Here is a 20,269-nt window from a genome sequence, read left to right as displayed (position 1 = left end):
TCCTCCGCCCAGGGGCTTCCCTCCCGGCCTCTCAGGACGGGCGCGGCCAGGGCGTCCGGTCCAGTGCCAGGCCAGGCCAGGCCGGTCCGTCCGGCTTCCGGTCCTCCGGTTTCCGGCCGGGCTTTCAGGACGGGGTGCGGCCGGGGACGGAGGCGTCGTCGCGGGCGCCGTCCGGGGCCGTCTCGGCGCGTGCGGCGCGCCGGTCGCGACGGCGGACGAACCAGTACCCGAAGATGCCCAGGCCCACCCCGGCCACGCACGTCCAGATCCACCACTGGTGGTCGGGGGACGGGCGGAGGATGAGCAGCACGACCAGCGCGACCACCCACAGGCCCGTGCCCGCGATGATCGTCGCGGCGTCCTTGGTCTCCAGCGGAGTGGGATCCGGGGGGCGCGGCTCGTTCACGCGTTCCAGCCTAGGCGAGACACGGTTCCACCAGGCTCGGCGGGTCGGATAACCTCCTTCCGAATCCGAACTGCACACAAGTTGGTCTCATTCGGACCACGAGCGCCTCAGGGGTCTTTCCGACTGTGATACCGCCTGTCAATCTGCCCGCGTGAGCGAGATAACCGCACCTGTGACCCGGCCGGCCGGACTGCTCGGCTGGCTCGACCGCTATTTCCTGATCTCCGAACGGCGTTCGACGCTCGACCGTGAAATCCGTGGCGGCCTGGCCACGTTCTTCACGATGGCGTACATCGTCGTGCTGAACCCGTTGATCCTCGGCGGGGCCAAGGACGCCGACGGCCAGTTCCTGGGCGACGGCACCGGCTCGGCGAACATCGCGGCGATCGCCGCGGCCACCGCCCTGACGGCCGGTGTGCTGACCATCCTGATGGGCTTCGTCGGCAAGGTGCCGTTCGCGCTGGCCGCGGGCCTGGGCCTGAACGCCTTCGTGGCCTTCGGCATCGCCTCCCAGATGTCGTGGGAGGACGCGATGGGCCTGATCGTCCTGGAGGGCATCGTCATCACGATCCTCGTGCTGACGGGCTTTCGCACGGCGGTCTTCCACGCCATTCCAAGCCAGTTGAAGACCGCGATCAGCGTGGGCATCGGCCTGTTCATCGCCCTGATCGGCTTCGTGGACTCCGGTTTCGTCCGCAAGGCGGCCGGCACGCCGCTGGAGCTCGGCATCGGCGGCGCGCTGACCAGTTGGCCCATCTTCGTCTTCGTGATCGGCCTGCTGATCACTGCGCTGCTGGTGGCCCGCAAGGTCAAGGGCGCGATCCTGATCGGCATCATCGGCACCACCGTGATCGCCATCATCGTCGAGGCGATCGCCAAGGTCGGCCCCTCCATGGGCGGCAAGAACCCCACGGGCTGGAGCCTGGTCGTCCCGGCGATGCCCGATCAGATCATCGGCGTGCCCGACACCAGCCTGATCGGCCAGTTCAGCCTGTTCGGGTCGTTCGGCAAGATCAGCGCCGTGCTTGCCGTGCTGTTCGTGTTCACGCTGCTCATCACCGACTTCTTCGACACGATGGGCACGGTGGTGGGCGTCGGCGCCCAGGCGGGCCTGGTCTCCGAGGAGGGGACGCTGCCGCGCACCCGGGAGATTTTGCTGGTCGACTCGATCGCGGCCGCGGCGGGCGGCGCGGCGTCGACCTCCTCCAACACCACCTACATCGAGTCGGCGGCCGGCGTCGGCGAGGGCGCCCGCACGGGCCTGGCCAGCGTCGTGACCGGCGCCCTGTTCCTGCTCGCCGCCTTCCTGTCGCCGCTGGTCAAGATCGTCCCCTACGAGGCGGCCGCCCCGGCCCTCGTCGTCGTCGGTTTCCTGATGATGACCGCCATCAGGGCCATCGACTTCAACGACTACGAGATCGCCATCCCGGCCTTCCTCACCATCGTCCTGATGCCCTTCACCTACTCCATCTCCAACGGAATCGGCGCCGGCTTCATCACCTACGTCCTCATCAAGCTGGTCAAGGGCAAGTCCCGCGAGGTCCACCCCCTCCTCTGGCTGGTGGCCGCCCTCTTCGTCATCTACTTCGCCATCGGCCCCGTCAAGATCCTGCTGGGGCTCGCCTGACGATGCCCATGAGGCCGTCGCGATGACCCGAACGGTCACCCGCGACGGCTTCACGTCGTTTCACTGGTCCTGCGAGAGCTGTCCCGGTTCGTACCTGGTTGGGGAGGAACGGGGAGGTCTGGGCTGCGCTTCCAGATGCGCAGGGAGCAGGAGAAGAGCGACCGAATCCGGGAAGAGGTCCACCGTTGGTCCAACCCGATCCTCGGATCTGTACGCGACCTCCGGGGCAGGCTTGACAACATCCTCCGTGGTGGGGGCCATGTCGCGCTCGCCCCTGAGTATCAGCCGCCACCTAACCGGTCGATCGGCCACGACTACTTCTGCAGTGGGTGTTTCGAGTCGGCCATCGTACCGGTGCTCTTGCGTTGGTGATCGAGAGGCTCCATGCTGCGGACTTCGCTGGTCGCGGTAGGGAGCGGTAGGGAGTGACGGTGTGAAGAGGCGAAGTATGGCCTCCCTGCTGATCGTCGCATTGACGGCTGTGCCGACGCTCAGCACCGCAGCCCCACTGGATTGCCGAGTGCAGCCGTACAAAGAGCCGGATTACCGTGTGGCCCAGAAGCGGTTCATACAGGAGATGCAGAAAAAGGGAGTCCTGCCCAGTCCGATGCCTTCCGGGATGGTGTCGGGTAGCTACATATACATGCCTGATGGCGGGAAGGTGGGGTTCGTGGCGCCCATGGGTGTCGAGGTCCTCCCGCCGCCAGGCTGAACTGCCTCGGCTCCTGTTCCGAGAGCGGGAGGCGCGGCAGGCTCAGTGTTCTCCGAATACCGCTCGGCCGAGGGGTGGGACGGCTCCGCAGGCGCGGAAGAACCACCGGGTCGCCGACCGCTTGAGAGGGCTGCGGATGATCGCGGCGTTGGTGTTCCGGACGACGTCGCGGACGGTGCGGAACCCGTGGCGCAGCATGTCCGCCTCGTAGGCGTGCAACGCCTGTGGCAACGGCTCCTCGCCGCGGTCGGCCGCGGTGAGCGCGGCGCAGAGTCGGTGCGCGTCGCGCAGCGCCGTGTTGCCGCCGAGTCCGCCGACCGGGGGCATGTGGTGGACGGCGTCCCCGAGTCCGGTGACGTTGCCCGTCTTCCACGGCCGGAGTGGTTCGGCGGCGGTGAACTCGGTCCGGTAGAGGGTGTCCGGTGTTGATTCGGTGAGTAACCGGCGCAGGTCGGGATGCCACCTGGCGGTCCGTTGGGCCAGCATCTGCCGCACCGCGGCCGGGTCGGCCTGGGCTTTGGAGGTGAAGTCGCCCGGAAGGGAGTCACGGTGCGCGATGAACGCCCACAACACGTAGTCGTCGTCATGCGAGTTCGCCAGCAGTTGCTCCGGCTCCAGTTCGAGGGCCCGCAACCGGTCGCCGAGCCTGGCGGTGATCGCCGCCGGGTCTTCGCGCCTGCGGAAGATCGCGGTGAACAGGAAGTCCTGCTGTGGCCAGAAGACGTTCATGCCGGCGAGCAACCGCTCCGGCAGCCATCGTCGGTTCTCCTCGGTGAGGAAGAGTTTGCCGGCGACGGCCGTCGCCGGAAGTGTGGTCCGGCCCGCCGAGGGATGGAGTTGCGCCCACACCCGGGAGTTGGCGCCATCGGCCGCTACGAGCACGTCGGCGGTCGCGGTGGTGCCGTCGGCGAACTCCGCCGTGACCGTCCCGTCGTCCACCCGGGTGAAACCGGTGAACTCCTTGCCGAAGCGGACGACGTCCCCCAGGCCGGCCAGCAGCAGCTTGCGCAGTGTGACGCGGCTGACCGCGTGCCGGCCGGTCGTGGGGTCCAGCGGGTCCGGGACCCGGCCGTCCTGGCCGATGCGGACGAGCGGTCGCATCCGCTCGTCGAGGAAGCTGATCCCAGGTCCAGGGTCGCCCGCGCTGGCCACCAGCACCTCCCATAGCGCGGGCGGTAGGCAGGCGTGCAGGGCGAGACTCCCGGCCGGCTCGATGTTGAGCCGGAAGCCCTGGAGCCGGGAGTCGGGAGTGAGATCCCGTTCGTACACGGTGACGTTCACGCCGGCCTGCCTCAGGCCATGCGCTAAGCAGAGCCCGCCGACGCCGCCGCCGATGACGGCGACGTGTAAACGCCTAGGTGACATTGGTTTCCGCTTTCTGGTAGAGGGCGCCTCTTCGCGGTGCCCGTGCTGTCAGGCCGGCTCGGCCGTGTCCGCGAGTTCCGCGAGCAGGCGGTCGTGCCAGGTCAGCTCCGTCTCCAGCCGCATCAGGGTGTAATCGAAGGCGATGGCCTCCAGCCTGGTCAGGTATGGCTGGGCTTCGACGCGCAAGGTGCGCCAGAAGTGGAGTTGCGTGGCGTAGGCATCGCGGCGCTGCTGGATGGCCGTGTGCAGTTCGTCGGGGCCGATCGCGCCGCCGTGGAGGAGCACCACCTGGATCGGATCCGGCCGGAGCCTGGTGTCGGCGAGGATGGATCTGATCAACGAGACCAACTCGGTGCGGCCCTTGTCGGTGATGCCGTACACGGTCCGGGCAGGGAGATTGCCTTCCTGTTCGGTGCGGACCACCTCGACGCTGCCTTCGTCCGCCATCCGGCGCAGCGCGCCGTACAACGATCCGGGCTTGATGTCCGCCCACAGCTCCACCCGGTCCATCTGCGCGGCGGCCCGGATCTTGTGCCCGTGCATGGGGCCGCCGTCGGCCAGGGCGCCGAGAATGAAAAGGCGTGTTGCTCGCATATGAGTACTCAAACACGAGCACTCCCTCAAGGTCAAGAGAGAGTACTCAAATGTGAGTGATCGGAGTGACTGTGAGGCAAGGGCTGCCTACGCTGAGTCGCATGCGAGAACTCGCGACGCGGAAGAACCTGTCCAGCGGGCGGACTAAAGTCATGCCATGCCGCCGCTCGAATCGAAATGGGAGACTCAGGCATTGGTCCGGGCCGCCCAGCTGGGCGAACGGGCAAGCTTCGCCGAGTTGTTCGAGCAGCACTATGCCGGGATGCTGGCGGTCGCCTATCGGATACTCGGCTACGGGCCCGACGCCGAGGACGCCTGCCAGGACGCGGCGATCACGGCGTTCGGCCGGATCGGTGAACTGCGCGACCTCGCCGCGGTGCGACCCTGGCTGCACGCGATCGTCCGCAACAACTGCCGCACGATGCTGAGTACGCGAAGGCCCATCCCGGTCGGTGTGGCCGGAGTTGATCTTCTCGCCCCAGAGCTGGACGACCCGGCCGCCTACGTCGAGCGCAGTGCCCAGCGCGACTGGATCTGGCACGGCCTCCAGCAGCTCTCGCCGGCCGCGCGGACCGTCGCGCTGCTGCGCTACTTCACGGTTCAGAACTCCTACGAGCAGATCGCGATGTTGTGCGGGATCCCGGTCGGCACCGTGCGCAGCCGGTTGAGCGAAGCGCGGCGGCAGCTCGCCGTCGTCCTGCCCCGGGTGCGGGACGAGCGGCACGACGGCGCCGCGACCCTGGTCGCCGAACGCCGCGATGAGGCGACGACGATCCTGTCCGCGATCGTGAACGGCGTGCCGCTGGGTCAGGTGAGTGGACGCTGGGCCGACGATGTGACCATCTGGTGGCCCAGCGGCGCGCGGCTGACCGGGCTGGCGTCGCTGTTCGCCGTGATGCGACGCGACTATGACGCGGGCGTCCTCGCCCGGCTGACCGGGCTGGTCGCCGGGCGTGGCATCACGGTGTGGGAGAACGTCTTCGTCAACCCGCCGGAAGACCCCGACCACTGCCCGCCCGGCGGTACCTTCCTGCTGCGGGAGAACAAGGGGCTGGTGAGCGAGGTACGCCTGCTCCACGCGCCGCGTCCGGCCTGTCCGGAAATCGGTGGTCCGCCGGATCGAACTTTCGCCCGCCGGCCCAAGTCCTGAGGGTATGACGACACTTTCCATCCATGATCTGGAACCGCAGCTCGCCGCCAACCGGCGGTTCTGGTGCGGCTGGGCCGGTGACCGGCCCGACACCGATCTGACCCTCTACCGCACCGACGTCGATCACGTGCTCTTCAATGGAGTGCTGCGAGTATGCGACCAACCGCTCGACCAGGCGGTCGAGAAGGCGAAGAAGCACCTGGCCGGCACCCGGTGGAGTTGGTGGGTGAGCGCGGACAGCGACGAGGGCACCGCCGACGGCCTGGCCGCTCGCGGCGGCGAGCTGATCAGCGACATGCCGGTCATGGCGATCGACGTGACGACCGTTCGCGACGCCCGGATGCCGGAGGGGCTGACCATCCGGCCCGCGGCCGGCGACTCCGAGGTGCACGATTACGTGTACGCCTACGCCGGCCCCCTCGGCCTCGAGGGTGACCTCGACCTGGTGGTCGACCGGGAACTGAGGTTCAGCTACCCGAACATCATCCGCCTCGCCGGCATCGTCGACGGTGAGACCGTCGGCACCTGCACCGTCTCGCTCGGAACCGGCGACGTGGGCGCCCTGTACTGCATCGCCACCGACCCGGCGCACCGCCGGCGTGGGATCGCCACCGCACTGACCCGAGAGGCGCTGCGGATCATCCGCGAGTCCGGCCGGCGCGTCGCGACTCTCCAGGCGAGCAGCGAAGGGGAACCGGTGTACCGGAACATCGGCTTCGAGACGGTGTCGCGCTACCGCCTCTTCACCTTCCCCGAGTGAGCACCGCCAACGCGACTTCCACCAGCGGTTCGGCGCCAACGGCGTACCGTCGACGCCGAACCTCCTGTTCGTGCCGGTCGCCCCCGCGTCCGCGGAGGCTGTCACGGCGGCTACTCGGCGTAGGGCTGGTCCTTTCCCTGGGCGCTGTATCCGAGGCTCCAGATGTAGCCGTCCGGGTCGGCGAAGGTGCCGCCGTAGCCGCCCCACGGCAGAGCGCCGGCGGGCTTGAGGATCGTGGCGCCGGCCTTCTCGGCCTCGGCGAGGATCTCGTCGACCCGTGCCTCACTGCGGACGACGTAGGTGAGGACGAGCCCGCTGAAGCCGCTGCCTTCCGGGTTCGTTCCCACCTGACCGGCCAGGCCCTCGCGGCCGTAGAAGCCGACGGGCGAGGCTCCGTCCGACTCGAAGAACACCGAGATGCCGTAGTCGTTCTGGATCTTCCAGCCGAGCCCTTCGGTGTAGAAGCGCTTGGCCCGGTCCATGTCGCGGACAGCAAGAAGAATCGAGCTGACGTGTGCTTTCATGCCTTGTCTCCTTGATGCATAAGGGATCGTGCACATGCAGCTCAGGCTACGAAGGACCCCTGATCCGGCGCTTCTCCATTCCTGACCGGTTCGGTCATCCCGCAGGGCTGTGGCGTCATCGCGGTGGCTTGTTGAGATGATTCGATCGTGGATGTGAGGACGCGGGCGGACGGGGTGCCGGCCGGGGGAGTGGTGGCCGGCCGCGAGTCGGGTCGGTCCACGGGATGGGCCTTGCGGCCTGCGGAGCCGGGGGATGTGGAGGTGATCGCAGAGCTGCGGGCCATGGTGATGCGCGCTGATCTGGAGCGGTTGGGCCGGTTCGACGAGCACCGAGTGAGGCAGCGGCTGCGGGATGCCTTCGCCCCGCAGTACACCTCGGTCATCTCGGCCGATGGCGTTCTCGCGGGGTGTGTCACATTGCGACCGGCCGAGGACGGGCGGTGGCTGGAGCACTTCTATCTGGCGCCGCACCTCCAGGGCAGGGGGCTCGGTTCGGCCGTCCTGCGCGGCCTGTTGAGCCGCACTGACGCCGACGGCGTGCCCGTCCGGCTGCAGGTTCTGCAGGGCAGCGCCGCCCGGCGGCTGTACGAGCGCCACGGGTTCACCGTGGAGACGCAGGACCCGATCGACGTCTACATGGTTCGGCGACCGGAAGCGGACGCCTTCCAGTTCGCTGAGATGCAGACTTAGCTCGTTCGAAATGGCCGGTCAGCAGGCTTCCGCATGGTCGGCGTCGCATCGTCCCTACTTCTCGGCATCCGCCGGTACGGGCGGCCGGTCCCCGATTGCGGTTCTCGGTTTTCCGGCGGCCGGCACCGGTCGGGTCACTTCGGCATGACAAGCGGTTCTTCTCTTCCGAAGAGGGTGGGCAGGCCCACCAGCAGTACGTCGCCCCGCCGGCGTGCGGTTGATACCAGGTCAGCCTGAAAGCCCTCCATGGAGAAGATCGCCAGCCGGGTGCCGGTGACGTCATGTCCTTGACCGCCAAGGATTTCCTTCATCCGGTCGAGTCGTTCCAGGTCTGCGGGGCCTCGCCGTACGAGAGTCGCTTTCGCTTCCCCGATGAGCCCCACGGTGGCACGTCCGGACGATCGCTTCACACTGATCACGTCGATCTCATGTTTGGCCCGTCCGCCTTGATCGTTGACGACCGTTGAGGCGACTACGCTTGTTCCTCCTCGGAGCGAGGGGTCGGCACGACGAAGCCACTCACGTGAGCACTCTTCGAAGTGAGGGCCCAGAATGCGGGAGACGAACGTGGGCTGGGATTCACGCCATGCCCGGAGAGAATCACCTGTCTCGATGAGATCCCGTCTCGGTACGGTGATCAAGTTGTGGAAGCGGATGATGGGATCGGCGATGGTGATCAAGGGACGCCGTTCCCAGAGCGGGTCTGTCGAATATTCGAGGTAGCCGGAGCTTCTCAACATCTCAAGAGGGCGGCTTAGTGATGTGCGATCACGTTCCAGCAGGCCGCCGATCTTCGCGGGACTGGTGGCTCCGGTCGCGACCGCATTGATGATGGCGTAATGGAGGGCACTGCCAGTGAACTGCGGGTCCTCCCTCAGCAGGTATTCGGCCTCACTGCGTGAGTAGAGCGCTTGGCCGGGGTTGAGAATCGTGGCCGAGACCCACCTGTCGAACTCCTGGACGCTCTGGGGAGGCAATGACGAGGTGAGGGCGCGATATCCGGGGGATCCTCCCAGCGTGGCGTGCAGTCGGAGCGCGGTTCCGGGATCGTCGATTCCCCAGTGTCGTGCGGTCGTAACCAGATCGAAGGGGTGGAGACGCATGTCCACTGCGGCTCGACCGCGCAGTGCCTTCGTACCCGAGAGCAGGGTGGTCATCACCGACATGGCGGATCCACAGAGGATCACACGCCCGCCATCGTGGCCGTGGCCGGTCTGCGAACGGTCGTAGAGCAATTGGAGTAGACCGGGCAGCTCCGGAGAATGTCTCATCCAATAGGGCAGCTCATCAATGATCAGCAATCCGGACGCTCCGCGCCGTTGCCTGGTCAGGCTGATGGCCGAATCGAGAAGGGGTTCCCAGCCGACATCGTCGCGGAAAAGATCAGAGCCGACTCCCGCATATCGAGCTATATCGGCGGCGAACCTTCTTCGCGCGGCCACAGGACCTTCTTCGGTGACCGCGGAGACGTAGAGTCCGTCTGCCGAGTCGGCCAGGGCGCGGAGGAGGTAGCTCTTGCCGACGCGCCGCCGCCCAGAGAGTACGCCCAGTCGTAGGTGCGGATCGGGATGGAGGAGGAACTCGGAGAGCAACGCCCATTCCGAGTCTCGGGCGAGCAAGTGGGACGGCTTGGACATCAAGGCCCCCTAAGTTGTATGTCTCGAAGCATACAAGTTAGGTGGTCTGACGGTGGCCCAAGGTCTCGCTCTGCTCGGACTGAGTTTCTCAAGGCCTGTGGGAGCCACGGGGGCCGGGGGCTGGAGGCACGGGTTGGAGGTGGGGGCGTTTGGCGGTGCGGCCGTCGCCCGAGGAGCGGCCGCGCAGGCGGCGGACCAGCCACGGGCCGAGGAAGCCGGCGGCCCAGGTCAGTTCGGTGTGGGCGCGGCGCCAGGCCGGCGGGGGCGGCAACGGGGGGAGCGGGGCGGTCCAGGAGGAGTCGCTGCCGGGCAGGGCCAGCGCCTCGGCGACCGCCGCCGCGATGAGCGCGTGCCCCCGCGGGCCGGCGTGCAGACGGTCGGGGCTCCACAGCCGGGGGTCGGTGGTCACCGGGTGGGGGAAGGTGTCCACCACCAGGGCGCCGTGGCGGCGGGCCGCGTCGCGGACGCGCTGGTTGAAGTCCACGACCCGGGGGCGCAGGTGCCGGGTCAGCGGGGAGATCGCGGCGACGTCGGGGAAGGTGAAGGTGACCACGCGGGCGCCGGAGGCGGTGAAGGCGGCCAGCATCGCCTCCACGTCGGCGGCGACGGCGGAGGCGTCGCACCCCGGCCGCACCAGGTCGTTCATCCCGGCCATGACGGTCACCAGGTCGGGTTCCAGCGCGAGGGCGGCGCCGGTCTGCTCGGCGCGGATCCGCGCGGCGAGCCGGCCGCGGACCGCCAGGTTGGCGTAGCGGAACTCCGGCTCCTGCGCGGCCAGCAGTTCGGCCAGCCGGTCGGCCCAGCCGCGGTAGCCGGTCCGCTCGTCGCCGTCGTTGAGGCCCTCGGTCTGGCTGTCGCCGACCGCGACGTATCTCAGGTACCTCATCAGTCCACTTTCATCGTCGGAAACGGAACGCCGGTGGGATGCCGGGGAAAGGCGGGTCAGGTGGCGGGGGCCGAGCGCCGCTCCAGCACGGCCATGGCCCACCGGCACCACTGCGCGTTCTCGCGCTCGAAGGCGAGGCCGCGCGTCAGGGTTAGATAGGGGCCGATGCGCTCGGCGTGAGCGAGGAACTCCTCCTCCTCGCGGCCGTCGAGCAGCCGGGTGCGGAGCCGTTCGAATCGGGCGATCTTGGCCTCTGCCCAGGCCATGCGCTCTTCGATGGCGGCGCGCACGGCGCCGGTCTCGCCGGCGTCCACGGCCTGCACCTTGACCATCAGCTCGTCGCGGATCGCGCCGGGGCGCGGCGGCGCGGCGGTGAACTCGCGCAGCACCCGGCGCCCGGCCTCGGTGAGGGAGAACAGCCGCTTGTTGGGGCGGCGTTCCTGCTGGACGACGCGTGCTCGCACCAGGCCCTCGATCTGCATTCTGTCCAGTTCGCGGTACAGCTGCTGCGGGGTAGCCATCCAGAAGTTGGCCACGGACGCGTCGAACCCCTTGGCCAGGTCGTACCCGGACGCTTCGCCTTCAAGAAGCGCGGCCATCACCGCGTGGCGCAACGACATGGCATCACGATAACGCGTAGTTGATTACTTGTCCCGTTTGATAGTCAATTAATTGCATATATGGGTGCACATGGCGGTCGAAGTCAACCACCCGCCGAGGGTGGGAGCGCCGCAGGCGACCGGCGTGCGCGTCCGGTGACGTTCCGGTCGCACGCTGCCATGGCGAAAAGTGTCGGGGCCGTCGATTAGTGTCGGCGGGTGGCCGCCAAGGGGGAACGGACGGTGCCGGTGGAACTGCTGCCCCGGCTGCGGCTGGCGCGCGACCACATCGACCGGCACTACCAGTCCAAGCTCGACCTCGACCGGCTCGCGGCCGTCGCCGGCATCTCCAAGTTCTACTTCGTCCGCTGCTTCGAGTCGGCCTACGGCGAGACGCCCAACCGTTACGTCCTGCGCCGCCGGCTGGAGCGGGCGCAAGATCTGCTGCGCTTCGCCAACCTCACGGTGACCGAGATCTGCATGGCCGTGGGCTTCACCAGCCTCGGCTCGTTCTCCTCCAAGTTCACCCAGGTGGTCGGCGAGAGCCCGAGCGCCTACCGCGACCGGTGGGCCGCCCACGGGGCCCCGACGGTCCCTGGGTGCTACCTGTTCATGTCCGGAGCGCTCGATCCGGCCGGCACCGTGGCCCCGCGCGAGCAAGATCGCGATTTGTGCAATATTGGAGAAGTCCCTGGTGAGGGGCAGGGAGTAACTTTCTCGGCATGATTACGAACGTCAATCTCGTCACCGTCTACTGCCTCGACCAGGACCAGGCCCGCGACTTCTACGTCGACGTCCTCGGCTTCGCCGCCGGCACCGACGTCACCATGGGCGACGACTTCCGCTGGGTCACCGTCATCCACCCCGACCACCCCGAACTGCAGGTCACGCTCATGAAGCCCGGCCCCCCGCTCGACACCGAGGCCGCCGACTTCGTCCGCCGCCAGCTCGAGAAGGGTCAGATGGGCGGCCTCGGCCTGCGGGTCGACGACTGCCGCAAGACCTTCGAGGAGCTCACCGCCAAGGGCGTGACCTTCCTCCAGGAGCCGTCCGAGCGCCCGTACGGCGTGGAGGCCGTCATGCGCGACAACTCCGGCAACTGGCTGGTTCTCGTCGAGCCGAAGGAGTACGCGCAGAACACCGGCGGCTGAGCCGGGCAGGGGGTCATGATGGCTCGGTGACCACTCCCGAGAGCACCGCCGGGAAGGCCGAGGCGCCTTCCGTCGACGTCGGCACGCCGTTCGGTCTGTTCGACGGCTTCGAGGCCTACCGCACTCCGACCGAGCAGGATCATCGCGACCTGCTCACGACCGGCCTGGTGGTGCCGGACACCAATGTCCTGCTCAACCTGTACCGGTACAAGACCGCACCCGGCACGACCTGCTGGACGTGCTGCGCGGCCTGGGGAAGACCCTGTGGGTGCCCCGGCAGGTCGTGGTGGAGTTCTGGCGCAACCGTGAGGCCGTGCTGGCGGACCCGCGCGAGTCCGCCAAGACCACGGAGGACCTGGAGCAGAGGCGGGAGGGCGCTCTTCGCGTCCTGCGCGGCTGGGCCGGTCGGGTCGATCTGCCGCAGGAGCGTTGTGACGAACTCGTCGACGGGCTCGCGCGGGCGTTCGGCACGGTGATCGCCGCGGTGGGGGAACTGGACGACGCCGAGGCCGCCGCGTTCGTCGGCAACACCAGCGACGACTGGGTGCTCAGCGCTCTGGAGGAGATCCTGCGCGGCCGGGTGGGCGCCCCGTTGGGCGAGGATGAGCACGCCGAGGCGCTGGCCGAGGCCCGGCGGCGCGGGCAGGCGAGGATCCCGCCGGGGTACATGGACGCGGCCAAGGACCCGGAGGCGGCGGCCGGCGACTACCTGATCTGGGTCCAGACGCTCCGCGAGGCGCGACGCCGGCGCGTGGACGTGCTTCTGGTCACCGGCGACCTGAAAGAGGACTGGTGGCGGCGGGAGGGCGGCGAGCCGCGGGGTCCCCGGTACGAGCTCGCCGAGGAGATGGCGGCCGTCGCCGGTGTCGGGCTGTTCCTGCTGAGGCCGGACGATCTGCTGAGGCGGGCCCGGTCGATCCTGCGCGTCGCGGTGCGGGAGGAGTCGGTCGAGAACGTCGAGAGGGTCGGCCGTTCGCTCGCCGAGGCGGTGGACGAGGACCGGTACCCGGGCGCGGACGTCCCCGCGCCTCCGTTCCCTCTGACAGGCGGGCTGGACGACCAGGCGGACCTGGTCGACTGACGGCGGTCCGTCGCCTCCCGGGGGGACCTCCGGGAAGCGACGGCCGGGCCGGGCCCGGTCAGACGGTGGCGCAGGGGACGCCGTTGACCAGGAATCGCGTGGGGACCGGGGCATGTCCGTTGTGGGCGGCGTTGAAGCCCATCAGCACCGAGCCGCCCGGTGGTATGACCTTGTTCCACGGCAGGTTCGTCGCGGTGATCCGGGAGCCGGTCTGGGCCCAGATCGCCGAATGGGCCGTGGTCAGGATCAGGTCGGGCGCCGCGTACTCGATGGTCAGCGTCCAGCCGTCGATCGGCGTGGTGCCCGTGTTCTTGATCGACAGCCAGGCGCTGAGCCCGGTGTTCCACACGGTGGCCGCGTAGGTCACGGCGCACGACAGACTAGGCGTCGGCGTCGGCGTCGGGGTGGGCGTCGGTGTGGGGGTGGGTTTCGGGGTCGGCGTGGGCGTGGGGGTCGGGACGGGGAGGCCCGCACGGGCGGTGGCCACGATCGGGACCGAAGGCGCGCTGAGGTTGCCGGCCGCGTCCCGGGCGACCACCACATAGGTGTAGCGCGTCCCGGTCACCAGGCCGCCCTCGGTGAAGATCAGGTAGGACGAGGGGTTGACCGTCCCGGCCTTGAGGTACCCGGTCGCGGTCTCGCGGTACACGTCGTAGGCGGTGACCGCGACGTTGTCGGTCGAGGGGTCGAAGCAGAACGCCACGCCGGGGAAGTCGGCCAGGCACCCTTCTCGCAGCCCGGTCGGCCGGGACGGCGGCACGACGTCGCCGGTGGGCGTCGGGCTCGGCGAGGGCCCCGGGCTGGGCGTCATGCCGGTGCTCGCCCCGACGGTGATCAGAGCGGAGGGCGGGCTGATGTTGCCCGCCGCGTCCTTGGCCACGACGTACAGGGTGTACGCGCGGCCGAGGACCCCGGAGAACCCGCCCACCGTGCCGGTCGTGCTGCTCGCCCGCACGAAGCCGCCGGTCTCCAGCCGGTAGATGTCGTAGCCGGTGACTCCCTGGTCGTCGGTCGAGGCGGTCCAGCAGACCGCGACGTACCCGGTGGTGGCGCTCGGCACGGGGCAGTTGACCAGCCCGGTCGGCCGGGACGGCGGCGTGGTGTCGGCCGCGCGTGCCGTGAGGGCGCCGGCCGCGCTCTCGGAGGTGCCGGTCGCGCGTTCGCCGGACGTCGTGGTGAAGGCGGCGGCTTGTACCGCGGGGGTGGCCGCCAGGACGGCGGTGAGGAATGCGGCGGCGAGGGCGGCGCACAAGGGCGGTGTGCGGAATCTCATCGTTCCCCTGTCGGTCAAGGACGGCCCGTGGGTGTCAGCACCGAGCGTGAGGCGGCTCAGGCGGGGCGTAAAGGGCCAGGCCGGTCGCGGCGGCGGACGCGCTGGTCGCGGGTGAACGGTTCACCGGTGCGGCCCCGCGCCGGGAAGGGGCGCTGGTTCGGCCGTGTGCGGGGAAGTGTTCACGGGTTCGGCCGTGTGCGGGGAAGCGTTCACGGGTTCTGCCGCGCGCCGGAGGGAGAGGTGGCGGAGTGGGCGCGGGCGAGGGCGAGGAGGGTGTCGACGGGCCACTGGTCGTAGGCGTGGTCGCCGTACTTGACGGCCAGGACGCGGCCCTCGCCGTCGATCAGGAGGTCGGCGGGCAGGCCCAGGTTTCCGCCGGACGGGACGAGGGAGGGAGCGGGGCGGCGCCGGAGCAGGACGGGGCCGAGGTCGCGCAGCACCCCCCGGATGATCGCCCACAGGGCGCGGGGGTGCAGGAGCGAACGCGGCGCGGCCTCGACGCCGAACTCGGCGTAGAGCCGCTTTCCCAGGTCGGGGACGACGGCGAAGGGGAGATCGGCCACGTGCGGGCGGAGGTCCTCGGCCGAGGAGTGGAACACGACGACCTCGCGGATCCCCGCGGCGAGGATCTCGTCGTGCCGTGCGACCACCGAGCGCAGATGGAGATTGCACACCGGGCAGCCGGCGAAGCGGCGGAACTGCAGGTGGGTGAGCCGTCCGGCCTCCGGGACGGCGACCGGTCCGCCGCTGACCGTGGCCAGGCGGCGCCCGGTGATCGACATGCCGGGCGTGACGCGCCGGGTATTCGCGGGTCGGGACATGGTGCACCTTCTCAGAAGCGGGATGCGGGCCCGGGGGCCCTTGAGGTGGCCGAGTAGCCGTGGGGGGCGAGGCGAGCGCCGAGGGGAAGGCCGGGATCGTAGGAGTGCGGTGTACGCCTACGACGCTATGAGCGTATGTTGTACGCTGTCAAGCCGTGCCCCGACCTCGTTCGCTGACCCAGGACGACCTGGCCGCCGCCGCGCTGGCGGTGATCGACCGCGACGGCCTCGCGGCGCTCTCCATGCGCGCGGTCGCCGTGCGGCTCGGCATGGGCACGATGTCGCTGTACCGCTACGTCGCCGACCGCGAGCAGTTGGAGGGGCTGGTGGTCGAGCTCGTGCTGTCCGGCGTGGACGTCCGGCCGCCGCGCGGCTCGTGGACGCGGCAGGTGACCGCCCTGGCGGAACGGGTGCGCGCGGCCGTCAGCGCCCACCCCGAGGTCGTGCCGCTGACGCTGACCCACCGCCACACCTCCCTCGCCGTGCTGCGCTGGTCGGAGGCGGTGCTCGCCGTGCTCGCCGGCGCCGGGTTCACCGGCCGCCACCGCGTCGTCGCCCTGCGCGCCCTGCTCGGCTACCTGATCGGCTCCATCCAGATGGAGCACCTCGGGCCGCTGTCCGGCGCCGGCACCGCGCGGATGGCAGAGTTGCCGCGCGAGGAGTTCCCCCTGCTGGCGGAGACGGCCGTCGAAGGGCGCCGCGTCCCGGTCGCCGAGGAGTTCGGCGAGGGGCTGGCGGTCATGCTGGCCGGCCTGCGCGCGATGGCTCGCGGGGAGGAATGAGCCGGCGGGACCGCCCGCCGGCCGCGCGGGCGCCGCACTGGACGCTCGCCCATGCGGGCGCCGGCCCCTCGGGCGCACTGGGCGCCCGCCCATGCGGGACGGTCGCGTGACGGAGACCGGCACCATGAGGAACCGCTGCTCATGTGGGGCGCGTACTCTGGTCCGCGGGCCGCTCAGCTGGGCTGACGTGCGTGCCGGGCGGTAAATCGATTGCCCGCCGCGCGCGGGCCCGGTTACCGTCGAACGTCGCTTCCAACCCGATCGGACCGTGGTCATGCTCTGGCGCGCCCTTGCCCGCCGCTTTCCGGTGTTCGAGATCCGCGACTTCCGGCTGCTGCTCGCCGATCGCTTCCTCGCGCCGGCCGCCGTGGCGTTCTCGCTGGTGGGCGTCTCGTTCGCCGTGCTGGACCTCACCGGGTCCACCGCCGACCTGGCGTACGTGCTCGCGGCCCAGATCGCGCCGTCGCTGGTCTTCACGCTGATCAGCGGGGTGATCGCCGACCGCGTCCCGCCGCAGCGGGTCATCGTCGCCGCCAATGTCATGATCGCGGTGGCCGAAGGACTGCTCGGCATCCTGGTGCTCACCGGCCAGGTCCGGCTCTGGCACATGATCGTCCTGGAGTCCCTGACCGGCGTCGGGCTGGCCGTCTTCTACCCCGCCTCGCAGGCCCTGCTGCCCAAAATCGTGCCCGATGGGGTTCTCCAGCAGGCGAACGCCGTGAGCAGGCTGGCGATGAACTTCGCCCAGATGGGCGGCGCGGCGGTCGCGGGCGTGGTCGTGGCGGTCGCCGGGCCCGGGTGGGCGCTCGCCGTCTGCGGCGTCGGGCTGCTCGGGACGATCCCCATGCTGCTCTCCATCCGGGCGACCGGGCACGGGCGTGCGGGGGGCGGCAGCATGATCGGCGACCTGCGGGACGGCTGGTCGGAGTTCGTCTCGCACACCTGGCTGTGGGCCATCGTGGTGCAGTTCTGCGTCGTCCTCATGGCCTGGTACGGCGGCTTCATGGTGCTCGGCCCCGCCGTGGCCAAGGCCGAGATGGGCGGTCCGGCCGCGTGGGGGCTGATCAACTCGGCCGAGGCGCTCGGCCTGATCCTCGGCGGCGTGGTGTCCCTGCGCTACACCCCGCGGCGTCCCATCCTGGCGGTGGCCATCATCGGCGCGTCGATAGCCGTCGCCCCGCTGTCGCTGGCCATGCACTGGCCGCTGCCCGTGGTGTGCGTGGCCGCGGGGCTCCTCGGCCTCGGCATGGAGGTCATGATGGTGCAGTGGAGCGTCGCCCTGGCCCGCAGGATCCCTACCGAGCGGCTGGCCCGTGTCTCGGCCTACGACGCGCTGGGCTCGGTCATGGCGATGCCGCTCGGCGCGCTGCTCGCCGGGCCGATCGCCGAGCACATCGGGCTGTCGCCCACGCAGTACGGCGCCGCGGCGCTGATCGTCGTGGCCTCGGCGCTCACCCTGCTCTCGCGCCAGGTGCGCACCATGCGCGCCTCCGAGGGGATCGCGGCGGAGGATCTGGCGGCCGCTCCCGCCTCCACCGCGCCGTGATGGCCGGCCGCTCCCGCCTTCACCACCCCGTGGCGGCCGGCCGTTCTCGCTCCCTCTGACCTGCGGCCGCGGCCGCCCGGCGCTTTCCGTGGTGACGCGCGTCTCGAAATCCCTCCTAGCCATCGGGAATCATGTGTTGTCGTATATAGTTAGCGAAGGTAATGACCTATGCTAACGAATACCCCAAAGACGGAGCGCCAGTTGGACCTGCGCAGCGACGCCGGGCTGGCGTCCGCGCTACGCGTGTCACTGGCGCGGCTGACCAGGCGGCTCCGGCGTCAGGGCGGAGCCCACAAGCTGACCCCCACGCAGGCCGCGACGCTCGCCGCCGTAGAACGGCACTCAGGGATCACCCCTGGAGAATTGGCCGAGCTCGAAAAGATGCAACCCCCTTCGATGACCCGGGTGATCGCCGCGCTGGAGGAGCGGGGCCTGGTCGCCCGGGCTCCGCGGCAGACCGACCGGCGGCAGGTGACCGTCAGCGTGACCGAGGCCGGGCGAGGGCTGCTCAAGCAGGAGCGCCGGGGCAAGGAGGCGTGGCTCGCCCAGCGGCTGATGGAGCTGACGCCGGAGGAACGGGCGGCTCTGCGGGCCGCGGCGCCGATCTTGGAGAAGCTTTCGCAGATGTGATCGAACCCAAGGCCGCGGACGACGGGTCCGCCGACCCTCTGGAACCCGGCACGCCGGCCGCGGCGCCCGATCGCCTCGCGGCCGGCCCCCGGGCGAAGGCCGTGCGCCGGTCGGGAGCGGTACGCCGGTCGAAAGCCGGTCGCCGGGCGCAGGCCGTACGCCGCTCGGAGTTCGCGGAGGTCCAGGCCGAAGAGACCCGCGGCGCCGAGACCGTGCCGCGGACCGGCGGGGGCATGTTCCGCTCGCTGCGCAACCACAACTACCGGCTGTTCGTCTCCGGCAGCGTCGTGTCCAACGTCGGCACCTGGATGCAGCGCACCGCCCAGGACTGGCTGGTGCTGGAACTGGCCCACGGCAGTTCGGCCGCGCTCGGCGTGACGACCGCCCTGCAGTTCCTGCCGGTGGTCCTGTTCGGGCTGTGGGGCGGCATGCTGGCCGACCGCTACCCCAAGCGCTCGCTGCTCATGGTCGCCCAGTCCCTGCTGGGGTTGCTGGCGCTGACGATGGGCCTGCTGACCATCACCGGGCACGCCCAGGTGTGGCACGTGTACGTGATGGCCTTCATGCTCGGCTGCGTCTCGTGCGTCGAGGTCCCGACCCGCCAGTCGTTCGTGGTGGAGATGGTCGGCCGCCAGGACCTGTCCAACGCGATCGCGCTGAACAGCTCCACCTTCAACCTCGCCCGGGTCGTCGGGCCCGCGATCGCCGGCGTGCTGATCTACGCGCTGGGCGGGACGGGGCCGATCTTCCTGGTGAACGCGGCGTCCTTCGCCGCGGTGATCACCGGCCTGGTGATGATGCGCGGCTCGGAGCTGCGCACCCCCGAACCGCTCGCCCGGGCCAAGGGGCAGTTGCGCGAGGGCCTGCTGCACGTCTGGGGCCGGCCGGAGCTGCTGATGCCGATTCTGCTGGTGGCGTTCGTGGCGATGTTCGCGACGAGCTTCTCCATGAGCATCGCGCTGATGTCCAAGCAGGTGTTCGGCCAGGACGCCTCCTCCTTCGGCGTGGCCTCCAGCGTGTTCGCGGTCGGCGCCCTCGGCGGGGCGCTGCTCGCCGCCCGGCGGGCCCGGCCGAGCCGCCGCCTGCTGATCGGCGGCGCGGTGTGCTTCGGCGTCGCCCAGATCGCCGCGGGCCTCGCGCCGGCCTACCCGGTGTTCCTGCTCCTGCTCATGCCGGCGGGCATGGCGATGATCACGACGAACACCGCCGCCAACTCCTCGGTCCAACTCGCGGCCTCACCGGAGATGCGCGGCCGGGTCATGGGAATCTATGTCCTGGTGTTCACCGGTGGCGCCCCCATCGGCGCACCGCTGATCGGCTGGGTCGGCGAGCTCGCCGGGCCCCGCCTCGGAGTGGTGATCTGCGGAGTGATGTGCCTGCTGGGCGTCGGTCTGGCGATGCTGCTCACCCGGTTCGCCGAGGGAAGGACGCGCGATGCGGCTGTTCGTGGCGTTGTCGCCGCCTCCGGAGGCGCTCGCTGAGGTCGCCGCGGCCCTCGAGCCCCACCGGGACGGCTGGCCCGAGCTGCGCTGGGTCGCGCCGGAACTGTGGCACATCACGATGAGCTTCCTCGGCGAGGTCTCCGGGGAGGTGGTGCCCGAGCTGTCGGCGCGGCTGGCGCGGGCCGCCGGACGCCACCCGGCGATGAGGCTGTCGTTCGGGGCCGCGGGCGCGTTCTCCTCCCCGGCGCGGGCGAAGGTCGTGTGGCTGGGCGTATACGGCGGCGGTCCCGGCCTGTCGCGCCTGGCCGCCTCGCTGGCCGCCGGCGCCCGGCGCGCCGGGGCCGGGCCGCCCGACGACAAGCCCTTCCGCCCCCATCTCACCCTGGCCCGGGCCCGTCCGCGCACGGGCGCCGACGTCCGACCGCTGGTCGAGGCGCTCGCCTCCTTCGCCGGGACGCCGTGGCGCGCCGACGCCGTCCATCTCATGCGCAGCCACCAGGGGCCGTCCGTGCGCTACGAGCCCCTCGGGGCCTGGCCACTCACCGGACGCGGCTAGGCTCCAAGGCGTGGACCGTCCCCGTCGCTGGCTGCTG

General features: G+C 70.1%; 21 protein-coding genes and 1 pseudogene. 13 read left to right on the top strand and 9 right to left on the bottom strand.

All coding sequences use genetic code 11. The features are described from left to right. Nucleotides 1–124: 124 nt before the first annotated feature. Nucleotides 125–406, bottom strand: a complete 282-nt coding sequence (locus ACWEN6_RS21355; protein ID WP_452572121.1) for a DUF2530 domain-containing protein — start codon at nucleotides 404–406, stop codon at nucleotides 125–127. A 151-nt stretch (nucleotides 407–557) separates the two neighbouring features. On the opposite strand from ACWEN6_RS21355, the gene ACWEN6_RS21350 reads away from it, so the two are divergent. Further along, nucleotides 558–2,033: an NCS2 family permease gene (locus tag ACWEN6_RS21350; RefSeq protein WP_354928517.1), complete on the top strand. Its 1,476-nt coding sequence runs from the start codon at nucleotides 558–560 to the stop codon at nucleotides 2,031–2,033. Between the two features lie 448 nt (nucleotides 2,034–2,481). Further along, nucleotides 2,482–2,745 carry a hypothetical protein gene (locus ACWEN6_RS21345; protein WP_452572119.1) on the top strand — a complete coding sequence of 88 codons (264 nt, stop codon included), beginning with the start codon at nucleotides 2,482–2,484 and terminating at the stop codon, nucleotides 2,743–2,745. A 42-nt stretch (nucleotides 2,746–2,787) separates the two neighbouring features. Here the strand turns inward: ACWEN6_RS21345 and ACWEN6_RS21340 are convergent, their stop codons facing one another. Next, complete coding sequence (locus ACWEN6_RS21340) at nucleotides 2,788–4,110, bottom strand: FAD-dependent oxidoreductase (RefSeq protein WP_452572117.1); 1,323 nt, start codon at nucleotides 4,108–4,110, stop codon at nucleotides 2,788–2,790. A gap of 48 nt (nucleotides 4,111–4,158) precedes the next feature. Further along, entirely contained in the window at nucleotides 4,159–4,704 is a 546-nt protein-coding gene (locus ACWEN6_RS21335) for a PadR family transcriptional regulator (RefSeq protein ID WP_452572115.1), read from the bottom strand. A gap of 157 nt (nucleotides 4,705–4,861) precedes the next feature. Here ACWEN6_RS21335 and ACWEN6_RS21330 point away from each other — a divergent pair, with 157 nt between their 5' ends. Together ACWEN6_RS21330 and ACWEN6_RS21325 are read left to right on the top strand one after the other, a co-directional pair. Next, a complete protein-coding gene (locus tag ACWEN6_RS21330; RefSeq protein WP_452572113.1) occupies nucleotides 4,862–5,854 on the top strand; it encodes an RNA polymerase sigma factor in 993 nt (330 codons plus the stop codon). Nucleotides 5,855–5,858: 4 nt separating this feature from the next. Further along, nucleotides 5,859–6,614: a GNAT family N-acetyltransferase gene (locus ACWEN6_RS21325; protein WP_452572111.1), complete on the top strand. Its 756-nt coding sequence runs from the start codon at nucleotides 5,859–5,861 to the stop codon at nucleotides 6,612–6,614. Between the two features lie 110 nt (nucleotides 6,615–6,724). On the opposite strand, the gene ACWEN6_RS21320 is transcribed toward ACWEN6_RS21325, so the two are convergent. Continuing rightward, the gene (locus ACWEN6_RS21320; protein ID WP_452572109.1) at nucleotides 6,725–7,138 is read right to left on the bottom strand and encodes a VOC family protein; all 414 of its coding nucleotides are present in this window, start codon (nucleotides 7,136–7,138) and stop codon (nucleotides 6,725–6,727) included. A gap of 255 nt (nucleotides 7,139–7,393) precedes the next feature. Between ACWEN6_RS21320 and ACWEN6_RS21315 the strand changes: the two genes are divergently transcribed. Further along, on the top strand, nucleotides 7,394–7,828 hold the full coding sequence (locus ACWEN6_RS21315) for a GNAT family N-acetyltransferase (protein ID WP_452572107.1): 435 nt from the start codon (nucleotides 7,394–7,396) through the stop codon (nucleotides 7,826–7,828). Between the two features lie 134 nt (nucleotides 7,829–7,962). On the opposite strand, the gene ACWEN6_RS21310 is transcribed toward ACWEN6_RS21315, so the two are convergent. The 3 genes from ACWEN6_RS21310 to ACWEN6_RS21300 all read right to left on the bottom strand — a co-directional run bounded on the left by ACWEN6_RS21310 (nucleotide 7,963) and on the right by ACWEN6_RS21300 (nucleotide 10,971). Further along, nucleotides 7,963–9,465 (bottom strand): ATP-binding protein, encoded by a 1,503-nt coding sequence (locus ACWEN6_RS21310; RefSeq protein ID WP_452572105.1) that lies wholly within the window; start codon nucleotides 9,463–9,465, stop codon nucleotides 7,963–7,965. Between the two features lie 88 nt (nucleotides 9,466–9,553). Then, on the bottom strand, nucleotides 9,554–10,351 hold the full coding sequence (locus tag ACWEN6_RS21305) for an SGNH/GDSL hydrolase family protein (protein ID WP_452572103.1): 798 nt from the start codon (nucleotides 10,349–10,351) through the stop codon (nucleotides 9,554–9,556). 56 nt (nucleotides 10,352–10,407) lie between these two features. Continuing rightward, on the bottom strand, nucleotides 10,408–10,971 hold the full coding sequence (locus ACWEN6_RS21300) for a PadR family transcriptional regulator (RefSeq protein WP_452572101.1): 564 nt from the start codon (nucleotides 10,969–10,971) through the stop codon (nucleotides 10,408–10,410). Nucleotides 10,972–11,169: 198 nt separating this feature from the next. Between ACWEN6_RS21300 and ACWEN6_RS21295 the strand changes: the two genes are divergently transcribed. The 3 genes and pseudogenes from ACWEN6_RS21295 to ACWEN6_RS21285 form a co-directional block, all read left to right on the top strand. Further along, nucleotides 11,170–11,676 (top strand): helix-turn-helix transcriptional regulator, encoded by a 507-nt coding sequence (locus ACWEN6_RS21295; RefSeq protein WP_354928490.1) that lies wholly within the window; start codon nucleotides 11,170–11,172, stop codon nucleotides 11,674–11,676. Beyond that, complete coding sequence (locus ACWEN6_RS21290) at nucleotides 11,673–12,101, top strand: VOC family protein (RefSeq protein ID WP_452572099.1); 429 nt, start codon at nucleotides 11,673–11,675, stop codon at nucleotides 12,099–12,101. Before ACWEN6_RS21295 ends, ACWEN6_RS21290 begins: the two co-directional genes overlap by 4 nt. Before the next feature lie 223 nt (nucleotides 12,102–12,324). Further along, nucleotides 12,325–13,182: pseudogene (locus ACWEN6_RS21285) on the top strand (PIN-like domain-containing protein); the annotation flags it as partial. Nucleotides 13,183–13,240: 58 nt separating this feature from the next. On the opposite strand, the gene ACWEN6_RS21280 reads toward ACWEN6_RS21285, so the two are convergent. Together ACWEN6_RS21280 and ACWEN6_RS21275 are read right to left on the bottom strand one after the other, a co-directional pair. Beyond that, nucleotides 13,241–14,455 carry a cellulose binding domain-containing protein gene (locus tag ACWEN6_RS21280; protein ID WP_452572097.1) on the bottom strand — a complete coding sequence of 405 codons (1,215 nt, stop codon included), beginning with the start codon at nucleotides 14,453–14,455 and terminating at the stop codon, nucleotides 13,241–13,243. Nucleotides 14,456–14,664: 209 nt separating this feature from the next. Next, nucleotides 14,665–15,276, bottom strand: coding sequence for a peroxiredoxin-like family protein (locus ACWEN6_RS21275; protein ID WP_452572095.1), 612 nt, complete (start codon nucleotides 15,274–15,276; stop codon nucleotides 14,665–14,667). Between the two features lie 155 nt (nucleotides 15,277–15,431). Here ACWEN6_RS21275 and ACWEN6_RS21270 point away from each other — a divergent pair, with 155 nt between their 5' ends. From ACWEN6_RS21270 to thpR, 5 genes are all read left to right on the top strand, one after another. Then, nucleotides 15,432–16,058, top strand: coding sequence for a TetR/AcrR family transcriptional regulator C-terminal domain-containing protein (locus ACWEN6_RS21270; RefSeq protein WP_452572093.1), 627 nt, complete (start codon nucleotides 15,432–15,434; stop codon nucleotides 16,056–16,058). A 274-nt stretch (nucleotides 16,059–16,332) separates the two neighbouring features. Next, nucleotides 16,333–17,604: an MFS transporter gene (locus ACWEN6_RS21265; RefSeq protein ID WP_354928605.1), complete on the top strand. Its 1,272-nt coding sequence runs from the start codon at nucleotides 16,333–16,335 to the stop codon at nucleotides 17,602–17,604. Nucleotides 17,605–17,772: 168 nt separating this feature from the next. Next, entirely contained in the window at nucleotides 17,773–18,234 is a 462-nt protein-coding gene (locus ACWEN6_RS21260; protein ID WP_354928474.1) for a MarR family transcriptional regulator, read from the top strand. Further along, entirely contained in the window at nucleotides 18,231–19,715 is a 1,485-nt protein-coding gene (locus ACWEN6_RS21255) for an MFS transporter (protein WP_452572091.1), read from the top strand. Before ACWEN6_RS21260 ends, ACWEN6_RS21255 begins: the two co-directional genes overlap by 4 nt. Continuing rightward, entirely contained in the window at nucleotides 19,669–20,232 is a 564-nt protein-coding gene (gene thpR, locus ACWEN6_RS21250) for an RNA 2',3'-cyclic phosphodiesterase (protein WP_452572089.1), read from the top strand. The genes ACWEN6_RS21255 and thpR overlap by 47 nt, the downstream gene beginning before the upstream one ends. The last annotated feature ends 37 nt before the right edge of the window (nucleotides 20,233–20,269 follow it).

The organism is Sphaerisporangium sp. NPDC004334 (assembly GCF_053602655.1).
The sequence above is the reverse complement of the archived record's forward strand: the minus strand, read 5'-3'. Positions and strand labels throughout refer to the sequence as shown.